We start from the raw sequence: 18,024 nt of genomic DNA, 5'->3' as shown, positions 1-18,024 counted from the left end.
ACACAAAAAAAGCTGAAAAAAAGCCCTCTCGGGCCTATTTAATAGAACTGTCTATTCCTTGTAACAAACTCGATTACTTGAAATAGTTTGTTAGGTCTCTGTCACACAACTGACACAATCTTCTCGTTACTTACTCTCAAAAATATGAGGAATATCTGCTAGTGCTCGAATCATGTGATTGCCTTCAAAAGAAGACTCTAAAAAGTTGATGCTTTGAATGCCGCTATTCTGGGCGAATTCCACATCTAAAGTCCGGTCCCCTATATAATAGGTCTTCTCAGGATCCAGCTGATACTTGTCTAACAAATAGGTAGCCGCTTCTGGACTAGGCTTGCGCTCAAAGCCACTCTGACTGGTTAAAATCTCTGTAAAATAGGATTCCAATCCCAGATCCTTTAGAATAGTAAAAGCATTGTCCCCTTTATGAGTGTAAACAAAGTTCCGAATCCCTACTTGGTCTGCCCAAGCCAACACCTCACGTGCACATGGCATCAAAACTACCTGAGCATTCTTCTCAGCCAGGCTCTGGGCACGTACCTGATTGAGCACTTCCGCATTCAGATTTCTCTCTTCTGCCACCTGCACCAGCAAATCCTGCACAGAAAACTTGAGGATAAACTCTCTCACTTTCTCCTTATCATAAGGAATAGAAAACTGACCAAAAGTCTCCTCAATCCCTGACAAAATCGCTTCGTAAGAATCCAATAAAGTCCCGTCTAAATCCCAAATAAAAGCTGTTTTTTGCATCTTCTATCCTTTCAAACTCATATAACGCTGGTAACGGTAACGTAGAAATAACCAACGGAAACCATTATCCAAGAGAGTCCCTGCCCAAATACCAGGCAAGCCCCAACCAAGAACAATCCCCATCAGATAGGCTGTTCCTATACGGATACACCACATCCCAATACTTGTCGCATAAAAGGGGAGGCGAGCATTTCCCAAGCCCTGCCAAACTGCCGTATATATAACTGTCCCTGTCGCCATGGGAGTCCCCAATAGAGAAAACAGTGCCACCAAAACGCTCGCTTCGACTGCTACAGGGTCGGTCGTATAGAGATGAGTCAATGGTGTCCCCAAGGCATAGATACTGAGAGTTAAGGGCAACATGAGGAGCAGAGAAAGCCAAAAGGCTTGTTTGCTCAAATTATCTACTCTTTTCCAATTATCCTCTCCAACCGCTCGAGCCACCAGCATGACCGTTGCCGTAGCGACGCCAAAGGCAGGCATATAATTAAACTGGGTCAAGACTTCTCCAACTGCATTTCCCGCCACTGCCTCCGTCCCAAAAGAAACGACCAAGGCAATGATAACCACATCTCCAGCCCTCATCATGAGGCGCTCTCCAGCTGCTGGCAAAGCCAAGATCAGTAAGTCTTTATCCAGTCCAAAAGTCGGTTTCTCAAAAGGTAGCTTTAATTGCGACCACAAAATCCCAAGACCAACCAAACGAGACAAGATAGTCCCCCAAGCAACACCCGCTATGCCCATATCAAGGATAAAAATAGCTAGACTTGAAAAAAGAATATTCAAGGCATTGGATAAAAGACTAACATAGAGGGGTAGACGCGGATTATGCGTTGCACGAATCAAGGCACCTAGACTGGTCATCAAGCCCAAGAGAACAATCGATCCACCCACCAAAGATAGGTAGAGCCCACCACTCTCAGCCACCTCCTGCTCAGTTCCCAAAAGTCCAATCATTTCTTGCCCAGCAAAGATGGATAAAGCCCCTAAAAGAAAACTTAGTAGCAAGGTAATCTTCAGCGCTTCTGTCACGTGATAAGCCAACTTGGACTGATCTTTCTGCCCCATACTTTTTGAAATAACACTGGAAATAGCAGCTCCCAGAGCGATAAAAATCGCCTGGTAAATCGTGATAATATTGCTAGCCACTGAAACACCTGAAATAGCGATTAAGCCCAAGTGAGCGACCAAATAACTGTCCACCATACCCATGAGCATCTGCAAAAAGTTTTCGCCCATAGCCGGCAATGCAATATTAAGAATGTCTTTATTTTTCTTAAACAATCTCTCCTCCTGATGAAAAGAAACTCAGTTGGTTTCCCAACCGAGTTTACTCCCTCTGCCTTAAAGTCCTAGATAAGCCTCAACCGCTGCTTGCATATCAGCAGCTGCCACTGTTGTTTTATGACGAACTGGAGCTGTTTCAAGGCCATCAACCGCTGGTGGCACTGCCACTCCTGAAATGTCATGTAATTGAGCCAAGGCTTCAAAGTCAGTTAAGCCTGCTTTTCCTGTTACTGCTTCTACGGCAACCACTGGGAACTTGTATGGACTAGCTGTTGAAGCAATCACTGTCTTAGTCGCATCGCCAGTAGCTGCTTGGTATTTTCTATAAACAGCTGAGGCAACCGCCGTATGTGGATCCTCGATATAGGCATCTGTTTGATAAACACGTTTAATTTCTGCCGCAGTTTCTTCCTCAGTTGCATATTCAGCTGCAAAGAGTTCCAAAATCGCTGCATCAAAGTCTGTCAATTCATATTGTCCTTGTGTACTCAAGGCATTCATGAGTTCAGCTGTCTTAACCGCATTATTCCCCAAAAGATGGAAAATCAAACGCTCCAAGTTTGAAGATACTAAGATATCCATAGATGGACTAGTTGTCACTTTAAACTCACGTTTCTTGTCGTAAACACGTGTCTTGAAGAAGTCTGTCAAAACATTGTTGTCATTTGAAGCACAGATTAATTTGCCAACTGGCAGACCGATTTGTTTAGCATAAAAGGCAGCCAAGATATTTCCAAAGTTTCCTGTTGGTACTGTGAAATTGACTTTTTCACCCGCCACAATTTCGCCTGTTTTTACAAGCTGAGCGTAGGCATAAACATAGTAAACAATCTGTGGTACCAAACGACCAATGTTCATAGAGTTAGCTGATGAAAATTGCAACTTGTTCGCTGCCAATTTTTCACGAAGAGCTACATCGTTGAACATGTGCTTCACATTTGTTTGCGCATCGTCAAAGTTACCATCAATAGCGATAACATGAGTATTGTCGCCAGTCTGAGTAGTCATTTGCAACTCTTGTACCTTGCTGACACCATCCTTTGGATAAAAGACGATAATCTCAGTTCCAGGCACATCGGCAAACCCCGCCATAGCAGCTTTCCCAGTATCACCAGATGTCGCTGTCAAAATGACAATCTTGTTCTCCAAACCATGCTTTTTAGCGGCCGTTGTCATAAAGTATGGCAAGATAGACAAGGCCATATCCTTAAAGGCAATCGTTGAACCATGGAACAATTCCAAGTTGTATTGCCCATCCAGTTTCACCAATGGCGCAATAGCTGGAGTATCAAACTTGCTATCGTAGGCATTGTTGATACAGTAGTCCAACTCCTCAGCTGTAAAGTCATCTAAAAATGCTGATAAAACTAATTTAGCCACTTCTTGGTAAGAAGCATCTTTTAATGTATCAAAGTCCAAATCCACCTTTGGATAAGTAAGTGGTGTAAACAGACCACCATCCGTCGCCAAACCTTGCAAAATAGCTTGGCTGGCAGTTACTGTATTATTGGCATCACGCGTTGATTGATAAACTAATGTCATGAATCTCTATCCTTTATCTATAGTCTCTTCCATTATATCATGATTTTTCAGAAAATTCTCCCTTTATAAGAGAAATTATAATCCCAATTCTTTCTTCAAAGGCTCTAAATAAACCATTTCTTGCTTATCTCTTTTCTCCAGTCCTTCCTCAGCTAGGGTGAGTAAATCTTTAGAAAACTCGAGAACCGCAGCTTCTTCTTCATCTGTGAGTTGTTTTTTAGAAAATTGTCGTCTTAAAAGCTTATAATCACGACCAGCTGTGGTAAAAAAAGGAGCAGTTCGCAAGTAAGCCTCAAGCTTGTCTAAATGAACCAACAAGCCCAAGTGAAAAGCTGCTGAAGTAAAAGTCCTATCAAGTGGCTGAGTACACACACTACGAAACTCAACTGTTCCTCGAGTCGTTAAGTCTTGATACTGATAACTACGATGAGTTTCAAAATCCTTCTCCTGAGGATAAAGAAGAATCTCCTCCCCATCAAGAGCAAAGGCATGAATTTCAGGGGTTCCTAAGTAATCTTTTGCTCGAATTGGATAAAAATAATAGGTTTCACCATCCCGCTCTGCTGTAAAAATCGCAGAATGATTTAGGTAATCCAAAAAATCATCCTCATCTTTAAAGAGTCTAGCATTGACACCAATGTTCTCTGGATAGATACCATGCATGGACTCTTCCCAAAAAATATCTCTCGAAATTTTGGTATCCCAATCTGCCCCCGAAAACTCAGAATTTGCAAACAAATAAGCTTTGGCAGCTTCAATCTGAGTAAAAGCGTTGATAACACGCAGGTAGTTGGACCTTGAAACGTCCAGTTGAACCTGACTACCGCAGATAAAGGCTCCATACTCAGGAAAATCGTGTAAACCTCTACTAGTCTTACTTCTACTTAAGTTCAAATAATCCATCAACATCTGATAGCGGGGAAAAGCCACTGGACAATTCTCATTTTTATCCCAGTTAGGATGAAGGCCACAGCCAACAATAGCATGATTAGCTTCACCCAATTTATTCTGAATCGTAGCCATATAGAAGTTAAGGCGTTCTTCTACCTCTTGGATAGATTCGGCCTTTCCGAATGCAAACTCAATCGTCGTATAAGCAACCTCAAACAAGATCGTATCTTGGCTGACTGGATCAAGCAACTGAATTGGATTCCCAAAATCATCCACTTTTTCGATAGTAAAACCCAGTACTGATGGTAAATACCGAAAGAGATCTTTAACAACTTCACCATCTGTAGCTTTACCCTCTAAATTTACAATAGGAAATTCTAACTCAATCCCAATAAATAAATCTGGGTTCTCTTTTATATTCTTTAAGTAACGTTTCTTTAGTAATTCAACAGAGCGAGACATCAAATACCAACACTTTCATAATCAAAATAAATTGTGAATAAATAATATTATACCAAAAATCTAAGCAAAAAAGATTAGAATGGCACTCAAAAATAAGGCTCTATAATATTTGCAGTGGGTAAATCCCCTATAGATATTATGGAGCCTATTTTTGTGTGATAAATTGTAAAATATAGTGCAACAAAAAACTCATAGCGTTTCATTGGTGTAAACTGTAAGTAACCACACAAACTATCATCCGAAATTACTTTCTTCGCTACGATAGAATCGTTCGCTGTCAGGTGAAAATCATTACGATGGATATGTTTAGTCCTTACTATGACTTAGCTAAACAGCTTCGCTTTCGAATTTCTAGGCTCAGGCTCATCGAGGAGAATCTAAAGCAGGTTCATCCTCTTTTTCAGACTGTCTTTAAAACCTTCCTCAAGGACAAAGAGAAAATCCTCAACGCTCTTCAGTTACCCTATTCTAATGCAAAATTAGAAGCGACTAATAATCTCATCAAACTTATCAAGCGAAATGCCATTAGTTTTAGGAACTTTGAAAAGTTCAAAAACGGATTTTCATCGCTCTTAACATCAAAAAAGAAAGGACAAAATTCGTCCTTTCTCGATCTTAGCTGACTTCAACCCACTACAGTTGACAAAGAGCTATTTTTAGTAACTCAAGCAAATACAGATAATCAGATAAAAGAAAAGACAAGGCCTAGAAACCTTGTCATTATTACTATACCGGTGGCCAACAAACTAGCGTTAAAATAAGTTAAAATAAATAACCAAAAAGCGATTAAATCAAGATGTTATCACACGCTAGTTAATATTCAAAATTGAGAAGTTGACCAAAAGTTGACCAACAACTATTTTACGCATTAAAAATCTTCTTACTTTCTCGAGTAAGAAGATTTTTATTATATATCAACTAATAAAACTGTTGTTTAACTAACTATTAAGATTTTAATTTGATAGTTCTCAAAATCCTAACCACTCTAGTTTTCTTTTAAATATTGAAATTTTTAAGAATCTGACTTATGACTATCAATTTCTTTCTTTATATTTATTTCACCATCTTTAAAAAGTAAAATACATACAAATATATTTGCTACAGCGCTAAGATAATAAATTATTCCTCCAAAACCTAACGCTCCCGTTCTTCCTATCAATTCACTTGTGATCGCTAAATGTACCGCGATAGCATAAATATTTAACAATATGATAATTACAAATCTGATTCTACTAAAGATTATCGATTTAATATTGACTAAAGATAATATTAAAGCAATCGAAAATGCTCCATACCATAAAATAAATAAAATCACGGGTGATGGTAACCGTAAATAGCTAGCAACTGCCCTGCTCATCGGAGCAAGTGACATATCTCGACCAGTGACAACCGGTAGTAAAAAAGTAACAAGCCCTAAAATTGTTGTACCAATTAAAATATTCTTATATTTCATAATATTTCCTTCCTCTTATTGATTTTTAAGTCTTCTATTTTTTGATTAATATCAATTCATCATCACTGCTACCATCAGAAAGTCTTAAAATGTCACCTTCCTTCCTAAAAGTCATTTCTGTAGTCAAGTCCCTATCCGGGTCTTTTAATGTGAAAGTTTTTGTAGCTGAATTAATCTTTTCAATTTTTCCTTCATGTTTTTCATCACCTTTAATCATTACCAGATTGCCTTCGTTACCATGTATTGACACTACTATAGTAATTCCACCTTTTTCACCAGAATAACTTCCGTCCAAGTCACTCTTGATTAAAAAGCTACCAGCAAACATCACAGATATTATTGCTATCCCTACTACTATTATCTGCTTTAATTTTAAAAGCTCTTTAAACCAATTAACAACCTTCATAAAAAATTCTTTTATCTCGTTCATTTCAACCTCTTTTTTATTATGTAATTATCTTTTAATTTTTGATTAATTTATTCACTAATTAATTCTTTTTTCTGCTTCCTACTGCACAAACAACAGATAGAATAGTTACACCGAATATAGCTAACCAACTCTCATGTTCACCTGTCTCCGGTAGTGTTTTTGCTCGTTCTACTCGTGAATAAATTGGCTTACTTGATGCTTGTTGTTGACTTGTGTACGCTTGACCATTAACAGTAACATTGCCTTTGTCATCAATAGCGAGTATCTTATTATCGTCAAGTCCTTTGTTCAAACTGTTAATGTCAAATTCTGAAAGTTCTTCAGCAGTTGGTGCTGTGTTAGGAATTGCAATGATAGTTCCGTCAGGTAAGGTAATAATTTTATTATCTTTAGCCTTGTCTTCTAAGTCTTTTAGACGGTCATATTTTGTTTGTAGTTCAGCTAGTTTAGCTTGTTCTTCAGCAAGTTTTGCTTGTAATTCTTTAAGCTTAGTATGAGCAGCTTTAGCTTTTGTCATTGCATCTTTAAGGGCTGTATCCTTTTCTGAAGCGGTTGTTTGTGCAGCGGCAAGAATTGCTGGAGCTTCTAAGTAGCCTTTCAATTCAGTAGCAAGTGCTTTTGCTTCTGCAACCAAGCGGTCTTTTTCTTCAACTAATTTAGCTTTTTGAGCTTTAAGAGCTTCAAGTTTTGATTCTTGTTTTGTGAGTTTAGTTTTTGCATCAGCAAGAGCTTGAACTTTTTGTTCTTGAACACGTTTAGCTGATTTAAGAGCTGATTTAGCATCATCAAGAGCCTGTTTCTTAGAAGCAAGGTCCGCTGAGAAGTTATCAACTGCTTTTTGAGCTTCAGCTTGACGTTTTTGTGCGCTTTCAAGAGCAAGTTTTGCAAGACGCAAGTTGTTTTCAGCAACAGCTGTTTGAACAGGTGTAGCAGTAGCGTCAGTTAATGTCTTTTCAGCTGAAGTTTTAAGTTCTAGAGCGTTAGCATAATCAGCAGATGCTTGTTTGAGAGCGTCATTTGCGTTTTCTGAAGCAGTTTGAGCTGTAGCTTTTTCAGCTTTAGCGTCTTCATAAGCTTTTTGAATTGCTTCAGCATTGTTTGGGTTAGTGATTGATTCACCTTTGTCTGCGGTAACCATTACTAGCCAATATTGTCCATTGATGTTTGCAATATCAAGACCAACATTTGAAGCACTAGAAAGATTATTTTCCAAATGTCCCCATTTTGATGGTGCGTCAGCAAATGATGTACGCATTAATGCATCAATAACAGCCTTTTTCAAATCGTACATGGTTTTTAGTTCTGATTTAGATGCGATACCAGCAAGATTTTCTGTTCTAGCAGTAAGATTTTGACCAGCTAACAAACTGATGTGTCCATGTGTAAGTGGACTTTGAGCTCTTTCTTTATATGCTTTAGCACGATTTGATGCAACGTCAATCATTTCTTTTGTGACTGATGTATCGTTTGTCACACCAAGTTTTCTACGAATTTGATTCAATGCTTGAACATATAAGTGAGAGATTTCTTCTTTTTGAGCTTGAGTTAGATTGTCAATATCAACAGGTTCATCTTTTGCATTTTTGCCAATTGAAACGTCTGTGTTTTCAATAGCTGTAGCACCAGAGTCAGTCATGAAGTCATCGTCACCTGAAGCTTTATCTTCTTTGAATTGAGTCAAATCTGGAATTTTGACAATATCAACGCTATCTAGAGCTTTAGTAGCTTTAGCTAGTTTATCTTCAGCTTGAGAAAGTGTAGCTGTAGCATCATTAGCTTTTTGAGTGGCTGATGTGAGGTTGTCTTTAGTTTCGTTAACTAAAGTTGTTTTAGCGTCAACGTCTGCTTGAGCAGTGTTGATTGCGTCTTGACGTTTTTGGTCAGCTTTCTTAGCATCAGTCAAAGCAGTTTCTGCATTAGTGACATTCTTTTCAGTAGATTTTGTTTGAGCTTTAGCTTCATCAAGTTTATCTTCAACTTGAGCAAGTCCAGTTCCTGAAATTGCGTTTTTAGCTGATTGAACTTGGGCTTCTTTAGCAGAAACATCAGCGTTAGCGTCTTTAAGAGCTTGTTCAGCATTAGACACATCTGTTTGAGCATTGTTTACAGCTTCAGTTTGTGTTGCAATTTTTGCATCAGTAGTAGCTGTTTCTGTAGCATTAGCTTTTTGATCAGCAAGATTTGCTGCTTGGTCAGCTTGGTTAGCTGCGATATTTTTTGGTGTTGCTTTTGCTGCGTTTGCTTCAGCGTTTTTGACAGCTTGATTTGCTGCATTTGCTTCATTTTGAGCCTTAGCTTGTGCTTGGTCAGCAGCAGTTGCGTTAGCAGTAGCGTTGTTCACTTGAGATTGAGCAGTAGCAACATTTTTTTTCTGAGCATCAACGTTATTTTTGACCTCATCAGATGTCACTTTATGTGGTTCAGTAGTCGCACCTGTTGATGGATCTGTCTTAATGATAGATTTATTAGATGCGTTAACTTTTGGTGTTACTTCATCAGCAAATGCTGGTGTACCAACGGCTGCAAGGGTGATTGCAGTAGTTGCTGCGATGGTTTTGATTGTATTCTTTGCCATAAAATTCTCCTTTATTGCTATTAAGGTAGGTTTGGCTGTAAAGTCAAACCTTGTTATATGTAGTATAACAAGAGATTTGTCAGCTGTTTTACCAGTTAACTCTCAGGAGTATTTTAACAGAAATAATTAATGTAATTTCTCGATTTTATCCTATAGGTTCATTTTTTTCAAAACAAACCGAATAATTGGGGAGTTTCCCTTTTTTTGAACCTATAGGTAGGTTTTACATCTTATTTCAACCTATTTTACGGTATAATAATATTGAAAAACAAAAGGAGATGACTATGACAGATTTATACCCATTTGGACAGACATTTAAGCAGTTGCGAGAGAGTAGAGGACTTAGCTTGAAGGAAGCAGCCGCCAATATTGTATCCCCTCAATTTCTAAGTCGCTTTGAAAAAGGGGAAAAAGGTATTTCTCTTGAAAACTTTAGTAGATTACTCATTGTTTTAGGATTAGAATGGAATGATTTTGCAACAGCTTATGCCAACCAAGGTGGCGACTGTATGGAATTTCCTTCTATTGAATTTGCGAAGCATGTTAAGAATGAAGAAGATATTTTAACTTATGCCACTGTATATGAAAAATTATTTGATACTTATTTAAATGACAACCCTCTACAAGCTGATATACTATTAAAATCAATTAAACTAGGACATTACCCCACTATTTCTAAAACAGATGAAACTGTAGCGAAAATTCAGCATATTATCAATCATTTAATGAAAATTGAAACATTTAATAGTGCTGAACTGGAGATTTACTGTCGTATCATCAATCATTGCCCACTTGAACTTGTTGAACACATGTCTAAACAACTCCTCCTCATGTATGCACAAAGTGCCAACACTGACACTCATATTCGTATTTTGAACGGTCTAACCTTTACAGCTAAACATTTTTCAGAACTTGGTTACTACGCTAAGGCGGATGATATTATTAAAAAAATAAAATCATTGCAAACATTTGAAAGAGGTTATTTATCCACACCACTCATGTTCCTTGAAGTAGAACATGTATACAATCAATTTCGTTGGAACAAGCCTGAAGCAATCGCTTTAGCAAAAAACCTTTTCAACTATCTTGAAAGTGCAAAATTTATTGATATAAACTACTACTCCAATTTTATCAAAGCTTTTACTTATCATTGTCATAAATTAAATAAAACAGGCAAAGAACTCTTCTAACATTTATTATAAGATAAACTAAACCGCTAAGACTAAATCCTAGCGGTTTTCTTTTATTCTATTTACATAGGTAAAGCTTTGTCTTTATATGCCTTTTCAATATCTTCATTTATTTCATCGAGAGTAAGCTGCTTCGGTTCAATTTGAACTTCTGTTACCTGAAAATATTCTTTATCAAATCCTGTTAAATCAAATCCTATTTTGAACAATTTTTTATCAGTTTTACGATATCCTAATCGACTATCTTGCAACGACTGAACCTTCTCTAAATCTGATACAAAACGTTCAATGGATTGTACAATCATCTGTTGTTCTTTATCTAAATAGTGTGAAAGCTTTAACTTTGAATATCGACTATCACTTTTTATTGCAAAAGTACTCCTATATTCTCGCATTTCATGTGAATAGTATAAATTATAGGTTTGATAAATTTGATAACCAAGGGAATCTGAAATGATTGCAGTCTGTTTCTCATTCCATTGCTCAATCTCATCAATCACTTGATGAGCAAATACTTTAAGTTTAGCATCTAAATAGCCTAACTCATAATCACTGTCAATAAACACTTGTTTAAATAATTGATAAAATTGTTGCTCAATCTCGGGCTGATATAGTCGAAAAATTACTTGAGCTAACTTTTTATCATGAATATCAAAAGAAATACTTTCAAATGAGAAATCAGATTCAATTTCTTTTTTAGCCAATTCAGATGCAAAAACGACGGATGGCTTTAAGACTTCAATAGCTCTCTCTTGAAGAGAGAACTTTTCTTTTGTACCCTTATTAATATGATTCAATGCATCAAAAATTACAAGATAAAACAGAGCTGGGAGAAGTGTCTTCCAGTCTTTTTCTTTTCCCCACAACAATTCAGATACCGAAATCTTCATATTCTCAGCTATAAGCCTAATAGGGGTGGGGCTCATCTTTTTACGCTCTCCTTTTTTGATACAAGTCATTCGTTGCTTCGCAGACTCTTTAGATAAACCATAGTACGGTTCATCTTGATAGTCTCCTTTATTTTCTTTAATAATCTTCTGATTATTGTTGGCTATAGTTTTATCATATAAAAATTGATATAGGAAATATTTTTTTTCTTTAGGATGCTCTTTCCGATACTTTTCCTGATAGTCCAATACTCTTTGTGGGATAGAATCTAATGTGAATCTATAAATCATTTCTTTTATGTTATGCATTATACGCTACTCCTTTATTATAAGTACAAGATTATTATAACACAAAAAGTTATACATGTGAAGTGTTTAACTTTCTGTTTTTTATACTATTGTCGTATAACTTTTTTGTGGTAAACTAGTATTGTAAATAAAGAACGTTCAACTATTTACAAAATAATTTTATTAGAAACCTTCCTATATTGGAAGCGGAGAATTATCATGTCTACATTTAATCAAATCGTATCAAATGCTAATAAGTCTTCTGAAGAGACTATCAATGTCACAGCAGTGAATCTAGGTTCAGTTGCAACACCTTACAAAGAGTACCTTCGTGATAAGAACGGACAAAAGGTTAAAGATAATCGTGGTTACGATAAAAAAGAAGATACAGCTTCAAAGCTTAAATACCAATTTGCAACAGTTGGTCAAGAATGCAAGACTGTAACTTTGTTATCTCCAATTGATCAGCCTCTTTCTATTGAACCATTAGTGGTTTATGAAATTACCGCATATGGATACTCATTTAAGAATAGCGGATACTGGTTGACTGAATTGGTAAGTGCTAAGCCACTATTACAACTCAAAGAAGTCAACGTGACACGGCCAACAGGAGGTCAAACAAATGGATAATATTCATGAAGAACTAGCAGACTTGTCAGCTGATGATCTTCCTCGTGAAGTTCGAAACCTGTTCGCAAGCTATTTACGCACAGAAGACAAAGAAATCATTAATGATTTTATCAATCTAAGCCTAGCTTATTCAAACGGTCGCTATACAGATTTCATTCGGACATACATGTATTTTGAACTATTGCGTCAGAAAATGTGGGCTGAAATGGAAGAACTCTGTAAGAAGTTATGATTAGATATCGTTTAAACTCTCACTTGGGTTACATGATGCGAGCTTATCCTAGTTTAGTAACCCTGCTTCAATTCTTTGGAGCAGGCTTACTTATCACAGGATTTGTTGGCGAATGGTTGATGAGGAAAGCAGTTGAACTAGAGCTGATTATGGCTCACAGTAGATGGGCATTCTATCTCATGATATTTGGCTCAGCTGTCTTGCTTCTCGTTAATGGTTCATTACTCTTGCGTTTCCTTTATCGTGTTAAAGCAGCGGATTCATTTTCTCAATATCGTCAATTAAGATTGATAGAGCGTCAGGCTCACAAAGCATTGAAAGATTCGGCAACTGCTAATCGCAAAGTCGGCAGCAAATTCATAGATGTTTCAAAAGCGACTGCGTGCTTCTCGAAGCAAAGCAGGCGCATTACAGTTACTATCAATAAATTAGCTGACCAAACTACTGATGATTTAGAAAAATTTGCGGACATGCTTTCAGCGTGTTTAATAGGTAAAAATCGGTCTTTGATCGTCCTTGATTACTGGTTATCTGAGGATAATACAGAATTTGTCTATTTGCTTGATGATATCGTAGAAGCTAAAGCAAGACAGCTGACGCCAAGACGAATCACAGAATTAAAACCAGCTAATGATTTTGAAATTACAGTTGAAAAAGACTTGACCTTTTCATTGCTGCAATCTCCTCATTTATTATTGGTCGGAAATACAAATAGCTCCAAAACAACGTTTTTAAAATCTATGCTTGCACAGGTATTCATGTTCAATGAAGATGTTGATCTGACAATCTTTGATGTAAAGTCAGAGTTCAGTTCGTGGAGCTTTTTACCTAAAGGTACAATTATATCCAATAGTGAAGAAATCCTAGCTTATTTTGAAACTTTACTTGACTTAGTCATCAAGCGTGAACAACAAATTGCTCAATTATCCGCGAGGGAAGATATTACTGGTGCAACTTTTGTCAATTTTGGCAAAGAGATGCGAATGAAGCTCTGCATTATCGAAGAGTACAGTGCAATGCTTTCAAGCATCACTGATACCAAAAAGCGAAAAAGAGTACAAGATTTAGTTTTATCTATCGTATCTCGTTCACGTAGTAGTGGAGTATATATCTGTATCTGCATGCAGCAGCCTAGATCTGAATTGCTTTCTACTGCTATCAGGGACAATTTAGGGGTTCGCATCTGTCTTTCAAATGGTGCTATTACAGATGAACTAGCTCGCATGGTCTTCGGAGAAACAGATAATATTGACAATCATGCTCCACGATTCAGTGCTTATATCATGACATCAGACATTAAATTCTTTAAGCCGAGACGCTTTTGGAATATTAATATGCACAAACATGGACTTGAAAAGATTAGCACATTTGAAAAAGCATATCTGTACGGCATTAAGAAACGAAAAGCACAGGGACAATCCACGTCTAATCCTTAACTTTTGGAACAACATTTGAATCTGTGTTGTGCCAAATTTTGAACCCTATTTGATATTTTTGGACGCCACATTTTTCTCCGTCTGTGGCGTCCAAAAAACAATCAAATCTATCTTAACAAAATGACACATCACAATCATTTTGTGTCAAAAAAATACAAAGGAGACCTCAACATGGTTAAAAAGAAAGCGATTGATCCAAACACTCGCAAACGTAAATTCTTTGGTCAAATTTCTTATGAATATGAGAAAAACGCTGATCCTAAGCTCAAAGAATGTGATTTCAAAAAATCGATTGATAAGCGTATCAAAGCACTCTGTAAACATGATGAAGATGTTTACTACTATATCTATCATGATAAAGATAAAAAAGAAGACGGAACACCTAAATGCCTGCACGTTCATTTCGTTATCATTTTCAAGCATGCTCACAGCTATCAATCCGTTTATAAATCGCTCCAGATTTCACGTGAGGAAAATCTTGAATTTGTACGGAGCGTAATCAAAGCTTGTAGATACTTGACACATAGAAATGAGCGAAATATGGCTGAGGGGAAATATCCCTACAATGTTGACGAAGTTATTCAATCACCGAATGGCAATTATATCAACTCAATTACGGGGGAAATCAAAAACCATAACAAAGAACAATCTGATGATGGCTCGGAAGTTGATGAGTATTGCTTAGATCTTAGCTATCAAATTTCATCAGATGGATTACTACCACTAGAAGCAAAAAAAGATTTGTTTGAACAATTCACTCAACGAACCGCACAAAAGGCATGGAATCAAAATAAACGGCAATTTGAAGAAAACCGCTTAGAGTACATTCAGAAAGAGTTTGAACGTATGAGTCGTGGGGAACGTAACCATAACGGAATCTATATACAAGGATCAGGTAATAGCGGAAAATCATTTCTAGCACGACTTATTGCGGAACAACATGACAGATTAGGTGCTCATATACCTTCAATAAATAAAAAACGCTTTGATTTAGGTTCGGGCTACAAAGGTCAAAAAACAATGATCATCAATGAATTTGATGCATCATGCGGCATGTCATATCGTGAGCTCTTTCAAATTTTAGAACCGAATTCAGCCAATCAGCTCAGTTCACGTTTTAAAGATGCCTATATCATCAATGATTTAACGATTATGACCAACTCAGAATCATATTTTGATTGGGTTGATGCTTGGTTTCCTAAAAAGAGAGAATATCATCAGTTGATGCGGCGTATTCGCTATATCTTAAAAATGTATCATGACGACTACAACAAGCTCAATATTGAATTATGGTACTACAATTCAATCCGTGATTTAAAAGAAAAAGCAAAGTTGCAATTTCAGAAAATTAAGGTTTGGAAGTTAGAACCTATCACAAAAGATTCTGAAGATGAATTGACTCTGATAGCTCAAGAATTATTAGAAGAAATCCAAAACAATCACATTAATTCTAAACAAACCAAAAAAGTTGCCGTAAAATCTACCGACCAAAGTGATTCAAACGACAACCCAAAAAATCTAGAAGATTAGTCAAGTAAGCTAACTTCTTACTTGATTATCTCATATCATGACAATGAGGTAAAGCAAAATGATAAAAATAACAACAACTGAACTAATTTACCTATTATTTGAAATTGAACAAATCGAAGCAGCACTTGAATATGAAACAGGATTCAACTGCTATGACTACTTTTTAACTGACATTCTTATGATGAGCTCTGAACAAGTTTTAGAATGTTTGAATTCTCAAAAGGACAATCCAAGGTGGTTGATGAACCGCTTAATGGATTTTGTCAGTGAGTATTTCAACATCCAATATCAGTATGAGCCTACAAACGAAAGGAATACATTATGATTACACAATTTGAATTAAAACTCAATCCTATTACAATACAGCTGCCTAAAAGCCATATTATCATTTCTAAAGATGATTATGATCATTTAACAAAGGAAGCCACACAAGGACGTTATTTGACCTTAAATGAGGTTTTAGAGATGCTTTCTGTGTCTCGTCCATGGTTATTAGAAAACGTTCTATACAAGCCAACCATTCGCTCAAAAATTGATATTGACAAGAACAAAGATGGATTTGTGAAATATCCTCAAAACCAAGGCGGACGTTACTATTTTTTAGCAAGTAAAGCCAAAAAATATTTTGAAGAACATTTTGCAGAAATTTTTGATTTGTGATATGATAACCAAGATAATATCTTGGTTATCGCTTTTAGAAAGAGGTAATCAATGGCAATTTCATATAGAAAAAGAGGTAAAAATAAAACTTGGGATTATCGAATCTTTGATAAGAATAAAAAGGTAGTCGCATCTAATTCTGGATTTAAAACCAAGCGTGAAGCTGAGATTGAAGCACTTAGCATTGAAATAAAATTAATGCAAGGGGCGATCATAGACAAAAATATTACTTTTTATGGTCTATGGGAAAAATGGTTAGAACTGACTGTAAAACCACTTGGCAAAGCTGATACAACCATAAATAAGCATATGATACGTGGAAAATTCATCAAAGCACAATTTGAAGATAAGCCAGCGATTCAGATAAAAGCTAGTGAATATCAAGCTTTTATCAATAAATACGCTGAAACAAATTGTCGTGATAACGTAAGTAGAATGAATGCGGAAATCCGAAATGTCATTATCTTTGCTAAACGTGATAAGCTTAATATGGAAGATTTTACAGAAGGTGTTATTTTATCTGGTCGTCCTCCTAAGAAACGTAAAGAAGATAAATATATTCATAGTTTTAAGGATTATCAAAAACTGGTCAGTTACTTAGAAGAAAACTTAGATTTATCTACATCAATCATCCCACACTTACTATTGATCCAACTAAAAACTGGACTCCGTGCAGGAGAAGTTGCAGGATTGACTTGGGACTGTATTTTATGGAATACTTCAGAAATTAAAACATATCGTCGATATGATACCGTTCGTCATCGCTGGTCAAAAGCAAAAACAGACGACTCTATCCGAACCATCCCCATTGATGAGGTTACATTAGCAGTTCTTCAGAAATTAAAACAAGAACAAGAAGTCTTCATTGAGAATGGTGCCATTGCAAATGATGAGAATATGATCTTCATTGATATAAATCATAATATCGTAACCAATGCAGGCATTAATAAGCACTTAAAACAAATTTTAAAAATGTTACGTATCTTCCCTAATAATATGACAAGTACAGGGTTACGCCATACCTACTGTTCAACCATGTTAGCAATGGGCGTTGACATTTGGGCTGTATCGAAGCTAATGGGACATAAAGATATTACAGAAATCACTGAAACATATGGTCATCTAATCAAGGAAAAAGCTGAAATAGAGAATAATAAAGTACGCAATGTTTTAAAGAGTTTATCTAAGTAGGACTTCGGGTGACCAAAAGTTAACCAAAAAGCAAAAGAAACGCTGTTAAATCAACGTTTCTCAAACTTAAACTATACCGGCGGCCGGGGTCGAACCGGCACGTCCTTGCGGACACTGGATTTTGAGTCCAGCGCGTCTGCCAATTCCGCCACGCCGGCAAATAGTAACTGGGGTAGCTGGATTCGAACCAACGCATGAGGGAGTCAAAGTCCCTTGCCTTACCGCTTGGCTATACCCCAATAATATAAAATAGGCGAGTGATGGGGATCGAACCCACGCATGCCAGAGCCACAATCTGGTGTGTTAACCACTTCACCACACCCGCCATAATCATATTAACACGGGCAGTAGGAATTGAACCCACACTGAAGGTTTTGGAGACCTTAGTTCTACCTTTAAACTATGCCCGTAACTAAAGCAATGGAAGGGGAGGGATTCGAACCCCCGAACCCGAAGGAGCGGATTTACAGTCCGCCGCGTTTAGCCTCTTCGCTACCCTTCCAAGTTATAAATAAAATATGGCGCGAGACGGAATCGAACCGCCGACACATGGAGCTTCAATCCATTGCTCTACCAACTGAGCTACCGAGCCA

At 36.9% G+C, this 18,024-nt stretch carries 16 protein-coding genes, 6 tRNA genes and 1 pseudogene; 9 read left to right on the top strand and 14 right to left on the bottom strand.

Translation table 11 applies throughout. The annotated features are described in order from the left end of the window. Nucleotides 1-126 precede the first annotated feature (126 nt). The 4 genes from EKB01_RS08800 to EKB01_RS08785 all read right to left on the bottom strand — a co-directional run bounded on the left by EKB01_RS08800 (nucleotide 127) and on the right by EKB01_RS08785 (nucleotide 4,929). The gene (locus EKB01_RS08800) at nucleotides 127-747 is read right to left on the bottom strand and encodes an HAD family hydrolase (protein ID WP_084852895.1); all 621 of its coding nucleotides are present in this window, start codon (nucleotides 745-747) and stop codon (nucleotides 127-129) included. Between the two features lie 3 nt (nucleotides 748-750). Continuing rightward, nucleotides 751-2,031: an MATE family efflux transporter gene (locus tag EKB01_RS08795; protein WP_109289444.1), complete on the bottom strand. Its 1,281-nt coding sequence runs from the start codon at nucleotides 2,029-2,031 to the stop codon at nucleotides 751-753. Nucleotides 2,032-2,091: 60 nt separating this feature from the next. After that, nucleotides 2,092-3,576, bottom strand: coding sequence for a threonine synthase (gene thrC, locus EKB01_RS08790; RefSeq protein WP_033606371.1), 1,485 nt, complete (start codon nucleotides 3,574-3,576; stop codon nucleotides 2,092-2,094). A 75-nt stretch (nucleotides 3,577-3,651) separates the two neighbouring features. Continuing rightward, complete coding sequence (locus EKB01_RS08785) at nucleotides 3,652-4,929, bottom strand: gamma-glutamylcysteine synthetase (RefSeq protein WP_167266631.1); 1,278 nt, start codon at nucleotides 4,927-4,929, stop codon at nucleotides 3,652-3,654. A 224-nt stretch (nucleotides 4,930-5,153) separates the two neighbouring features. Between EKB01_RS08785 and EKB01_RS08780 the strand changes: the two are divergent. Continuing rightward, nucleotides 5,154-5,548, top strand: a pseudogene (locus tag EKB01_RS08780) (transposase); the annotation flags it as partial. A 393-nt stretch (nucleotides 5,549-5,941) separates the two neighbouring features. Here the strand turns inward: EKB01_RS08780 and EKB01_RS08775 are convergent. From EKB01_RS08775 to EKB01_RS08765, 3 genes are read right to left on the bottom strand one after another with little or no spacing between them, the layout of a single operon-like run. After that, nucleotides 5,942-6,382 carry a hypothetical protein gene (locus EKB01_RS08775; RefSeq protein ID WP_033583901.1) on the bottom strand — a complete coding sequence of 147 codons (441 nt, stop codon included), beginning with the start codon at nucleotides 6,380-6,382 and terminating at the stop codon, nucleotides 5,942-5,944. Between the two features lie 34 nt (nucleotides 6,383-6,416). Then, nucleotides 6,417-6,812: a hypothetical protein gene (locus tag EKB01_RS08770; protein ID WP_109289446.1), complete on the bottom strand. Its 396-nt coding sequence runs from the start codon at nucleotides 6,810-6,812 to the stop codon at nucleotides 6,417-6,419. A 58-nt stretch (nucleotides 6,813-6,870) separates the two neighbouring features. Further along, nucleotides 6,871-9,387, bottom strand: coding sequence for an SEC10/PgrA surface exclusion domain-containing protein (locus EKB01_RS08765; protein ID WP_050589081.1), 2,517 nt, complete (start codon nucleotides 9,385-9,387; stop codon nucleotides 6,871-6,873). 284 nt (nucleotides 9,388-9,671) lie between these two features. Between EKB01_RS08765 and EKB01_RS08760 the strand changes: the two genes are divergently transcribed. Further along, nucleotides 9,672-10,577 (top strand): helix-turn-helix transcriptional regulator, encoded by a 906-nt coding sequence (locus EKB01_RS08760; protein ID WP_033583898.1) that lies wholly within the window; start codon nucleotides 9,672-9,674, stop codon nucleotides 10,575-10,577. Between the two features lie 62 nt (nucleotides 10,578-10,639). Here EKB01_RS08760 and EKB01_RS08755 read toward each other — a convergent pair whose 3' ends face one another. Further along, entirely contained in the window at nucleotides 10,640-11,773 is a 1,134-nt protein-coding gene (locus tag EKB01_RS08755; RefSeq protein ID WP_033583896.1) for a hypothetical protein, read from the bottom strand. A 198-nt stretch (nucleotides 11,774-11,971) separates the two neighbouring features. Between EKB01_RS08755 and EKB01_RS08750 the strand changes: the two genes are divergently transcribed. The 7 genes from EKB01_RS08750 to EKB01_RS08720 all read left to right on the top strand — a co-directional run bounded on the left by EKB01_RS08750 (nucleotide 11,972) and on the right by EKB01_RS08720 (nucleotide 17,431). Next, nucleotides 11,972-12,382 (top strand): hypothetical protein, encoded by a 411-nt coding sequence (locus tag EKB01_RS08750; protein ID WP_033583894.1) that lies wholly within the window; start codon nucleotides 11,972-11,974, stop codon nucleotides 12,380-12,382. Then, nucleotides 12,375-12,614 carry a hypothetical protein gene (locus EKB01_RS08745; RefSeq protein ID WP_033583892.1) on the top strand — a complete coding sequence of 80 codons (240 nt, stop codon included), beginning with the start codon at nucleotides 12,375-12,377 and terminating at the stop codon, nucleotides 12,612-12,614. The genes EKB01_RS08750 and EKB01_RS08745 overlap by 8 nt, the downstream gene beginning before the upstream one ends. Beyond that, nucleotides 12,611-14,050: an FtsK/SpoIIIE domain-containing protein gene (locus EKB01_RS08740; RefSeq protein ID WP_109289447.1), complete on the top strand. Its 1,440-nt coding sequence runs from the start codon at nucleotides 12,611-12,613 to the stop codon at nucleotides 14,048-14,050. The genes EKB01_RS08745 and EKB01_RS08740 overlap by 4 nt, the downstream gene beginning before the upstream one ends. A gap of 171 nt (nucleotides 14,051-14,221) precedes the next feature. Continuing rightward, nucleotides 14,222-15,580 (top strand): Rep family protein, encoded by a 1,359-nt coding sequence (locus EKB01_RS08735; RefSeq protein WP_167266628.1) that lies wholly within the window; start codon nucleotides 14,222-14,224, stop codon nucleotides 15,578-15,580. Between the two features lie 58 nt (nucleotides 15,581-15,638). Beyond that, nucleotides 15,639-15,905 (top strand): hypothetical protein, encoded by a 267-nt coding sequence (locus EKB01_RS08730; protein WP_033583886.1) that lies wholly within the window; start codon nucleotides 15,639-15,641, stop codon nucleotides 15,903-15,905. Further along, nucleotides 15,902-16,240, top strand: coding sequence for a DUF771 domain-containing protein (locus tag EKB01_RS08725; RefSeq protein ID WP_033583884.1), 339 nt, complete (start codon nucleotides 15,902-15,904; stop codon nucleotides 16,238-16,240). The genes EKB01_RS08730 and EKB01_RS08725 overlap by 4 nt, the downstream gene beginning before the upstream one ends. 51 nt (nucleotides 16,241-16,291) lie before the next feature. Beyond that, complete coding sequence (locus tag EKB01_RS08720; RefSeq protein ID WP_167266625.1) at nucleotides 16,292-17,431, top strand: site-specific integrase; 1,140 nt, start codon at nucleotides 16,292-16,294, stop codon at nucleotides 17,429-17,431. A gap of 74 nt (nucleotides 17,432-17,505) precedes the next feature. On the opposite strand, the gene EKB01_RS08715 is transcribed toward EKB01_RS08720, so the two are convergent. From EKB01_RS08715 to EKB01_RS08690, 6 genes are all read right to left on the bottom strand, one after another. Next, nucleotides 17,506-17,589 (bottom strand) — tRNA-Leu (locus EKB01_RS08715). Nucleotides 17,590-17,598: 9 nt separating this feature from the next. After that, a tRNA-Gln gene (locus tag EKB01_RS08710) sits at nucleotides 17,599-17,670 on the bottom strand. A 13-nt stretch (nucleotides 17,671-17,683) separates the two neighbouring features. Then, nucleotides 17,684-17,756 (bottom strand) — tRNA-His (locus EKB01_RS08705). 14 nt (nucleotides 17,757-17,770) lie between these two features. Further along, nucleotides 17,771-17,841: transfer RNA gene (locus EKB01_RS08700), tRNA-Trp, on the bottom strand. Nucleotides 17,842-17,852: 11 nt separating this feature from the next. Further along, a tRNA-Tyr gene (locus EKB01_RS08695) sits at nucleotides 17,853-17,933 on the bottom strand. 17 nt (nucleotides 17,934-17,950) lie between these two features. Further along, nucleotides 17,951-18,023: transfer RNA gene (locus EKB01_RS08690), tRNA-Phe, on the bottom strand. Nucleotide 18,024: the final 1 nt, after the last annotated feature.

Origin of the sequence: Streptococcus sp. CCUG 71758 (assembly GCF_011714815.1) — a bacterium.
GTDB classification, from domain to species: domain Bacteria; phylum Bacillota; class Bacilli; order Lactobacillales; family Streptococcaceae; genus Streptococcus; species Streptococcus halitosis.
The sequence above is the reverse complement of the archived record's forward strand: the minus strand, read 5'-3'. Positions and strand labels throughout refer to the sequence as shown.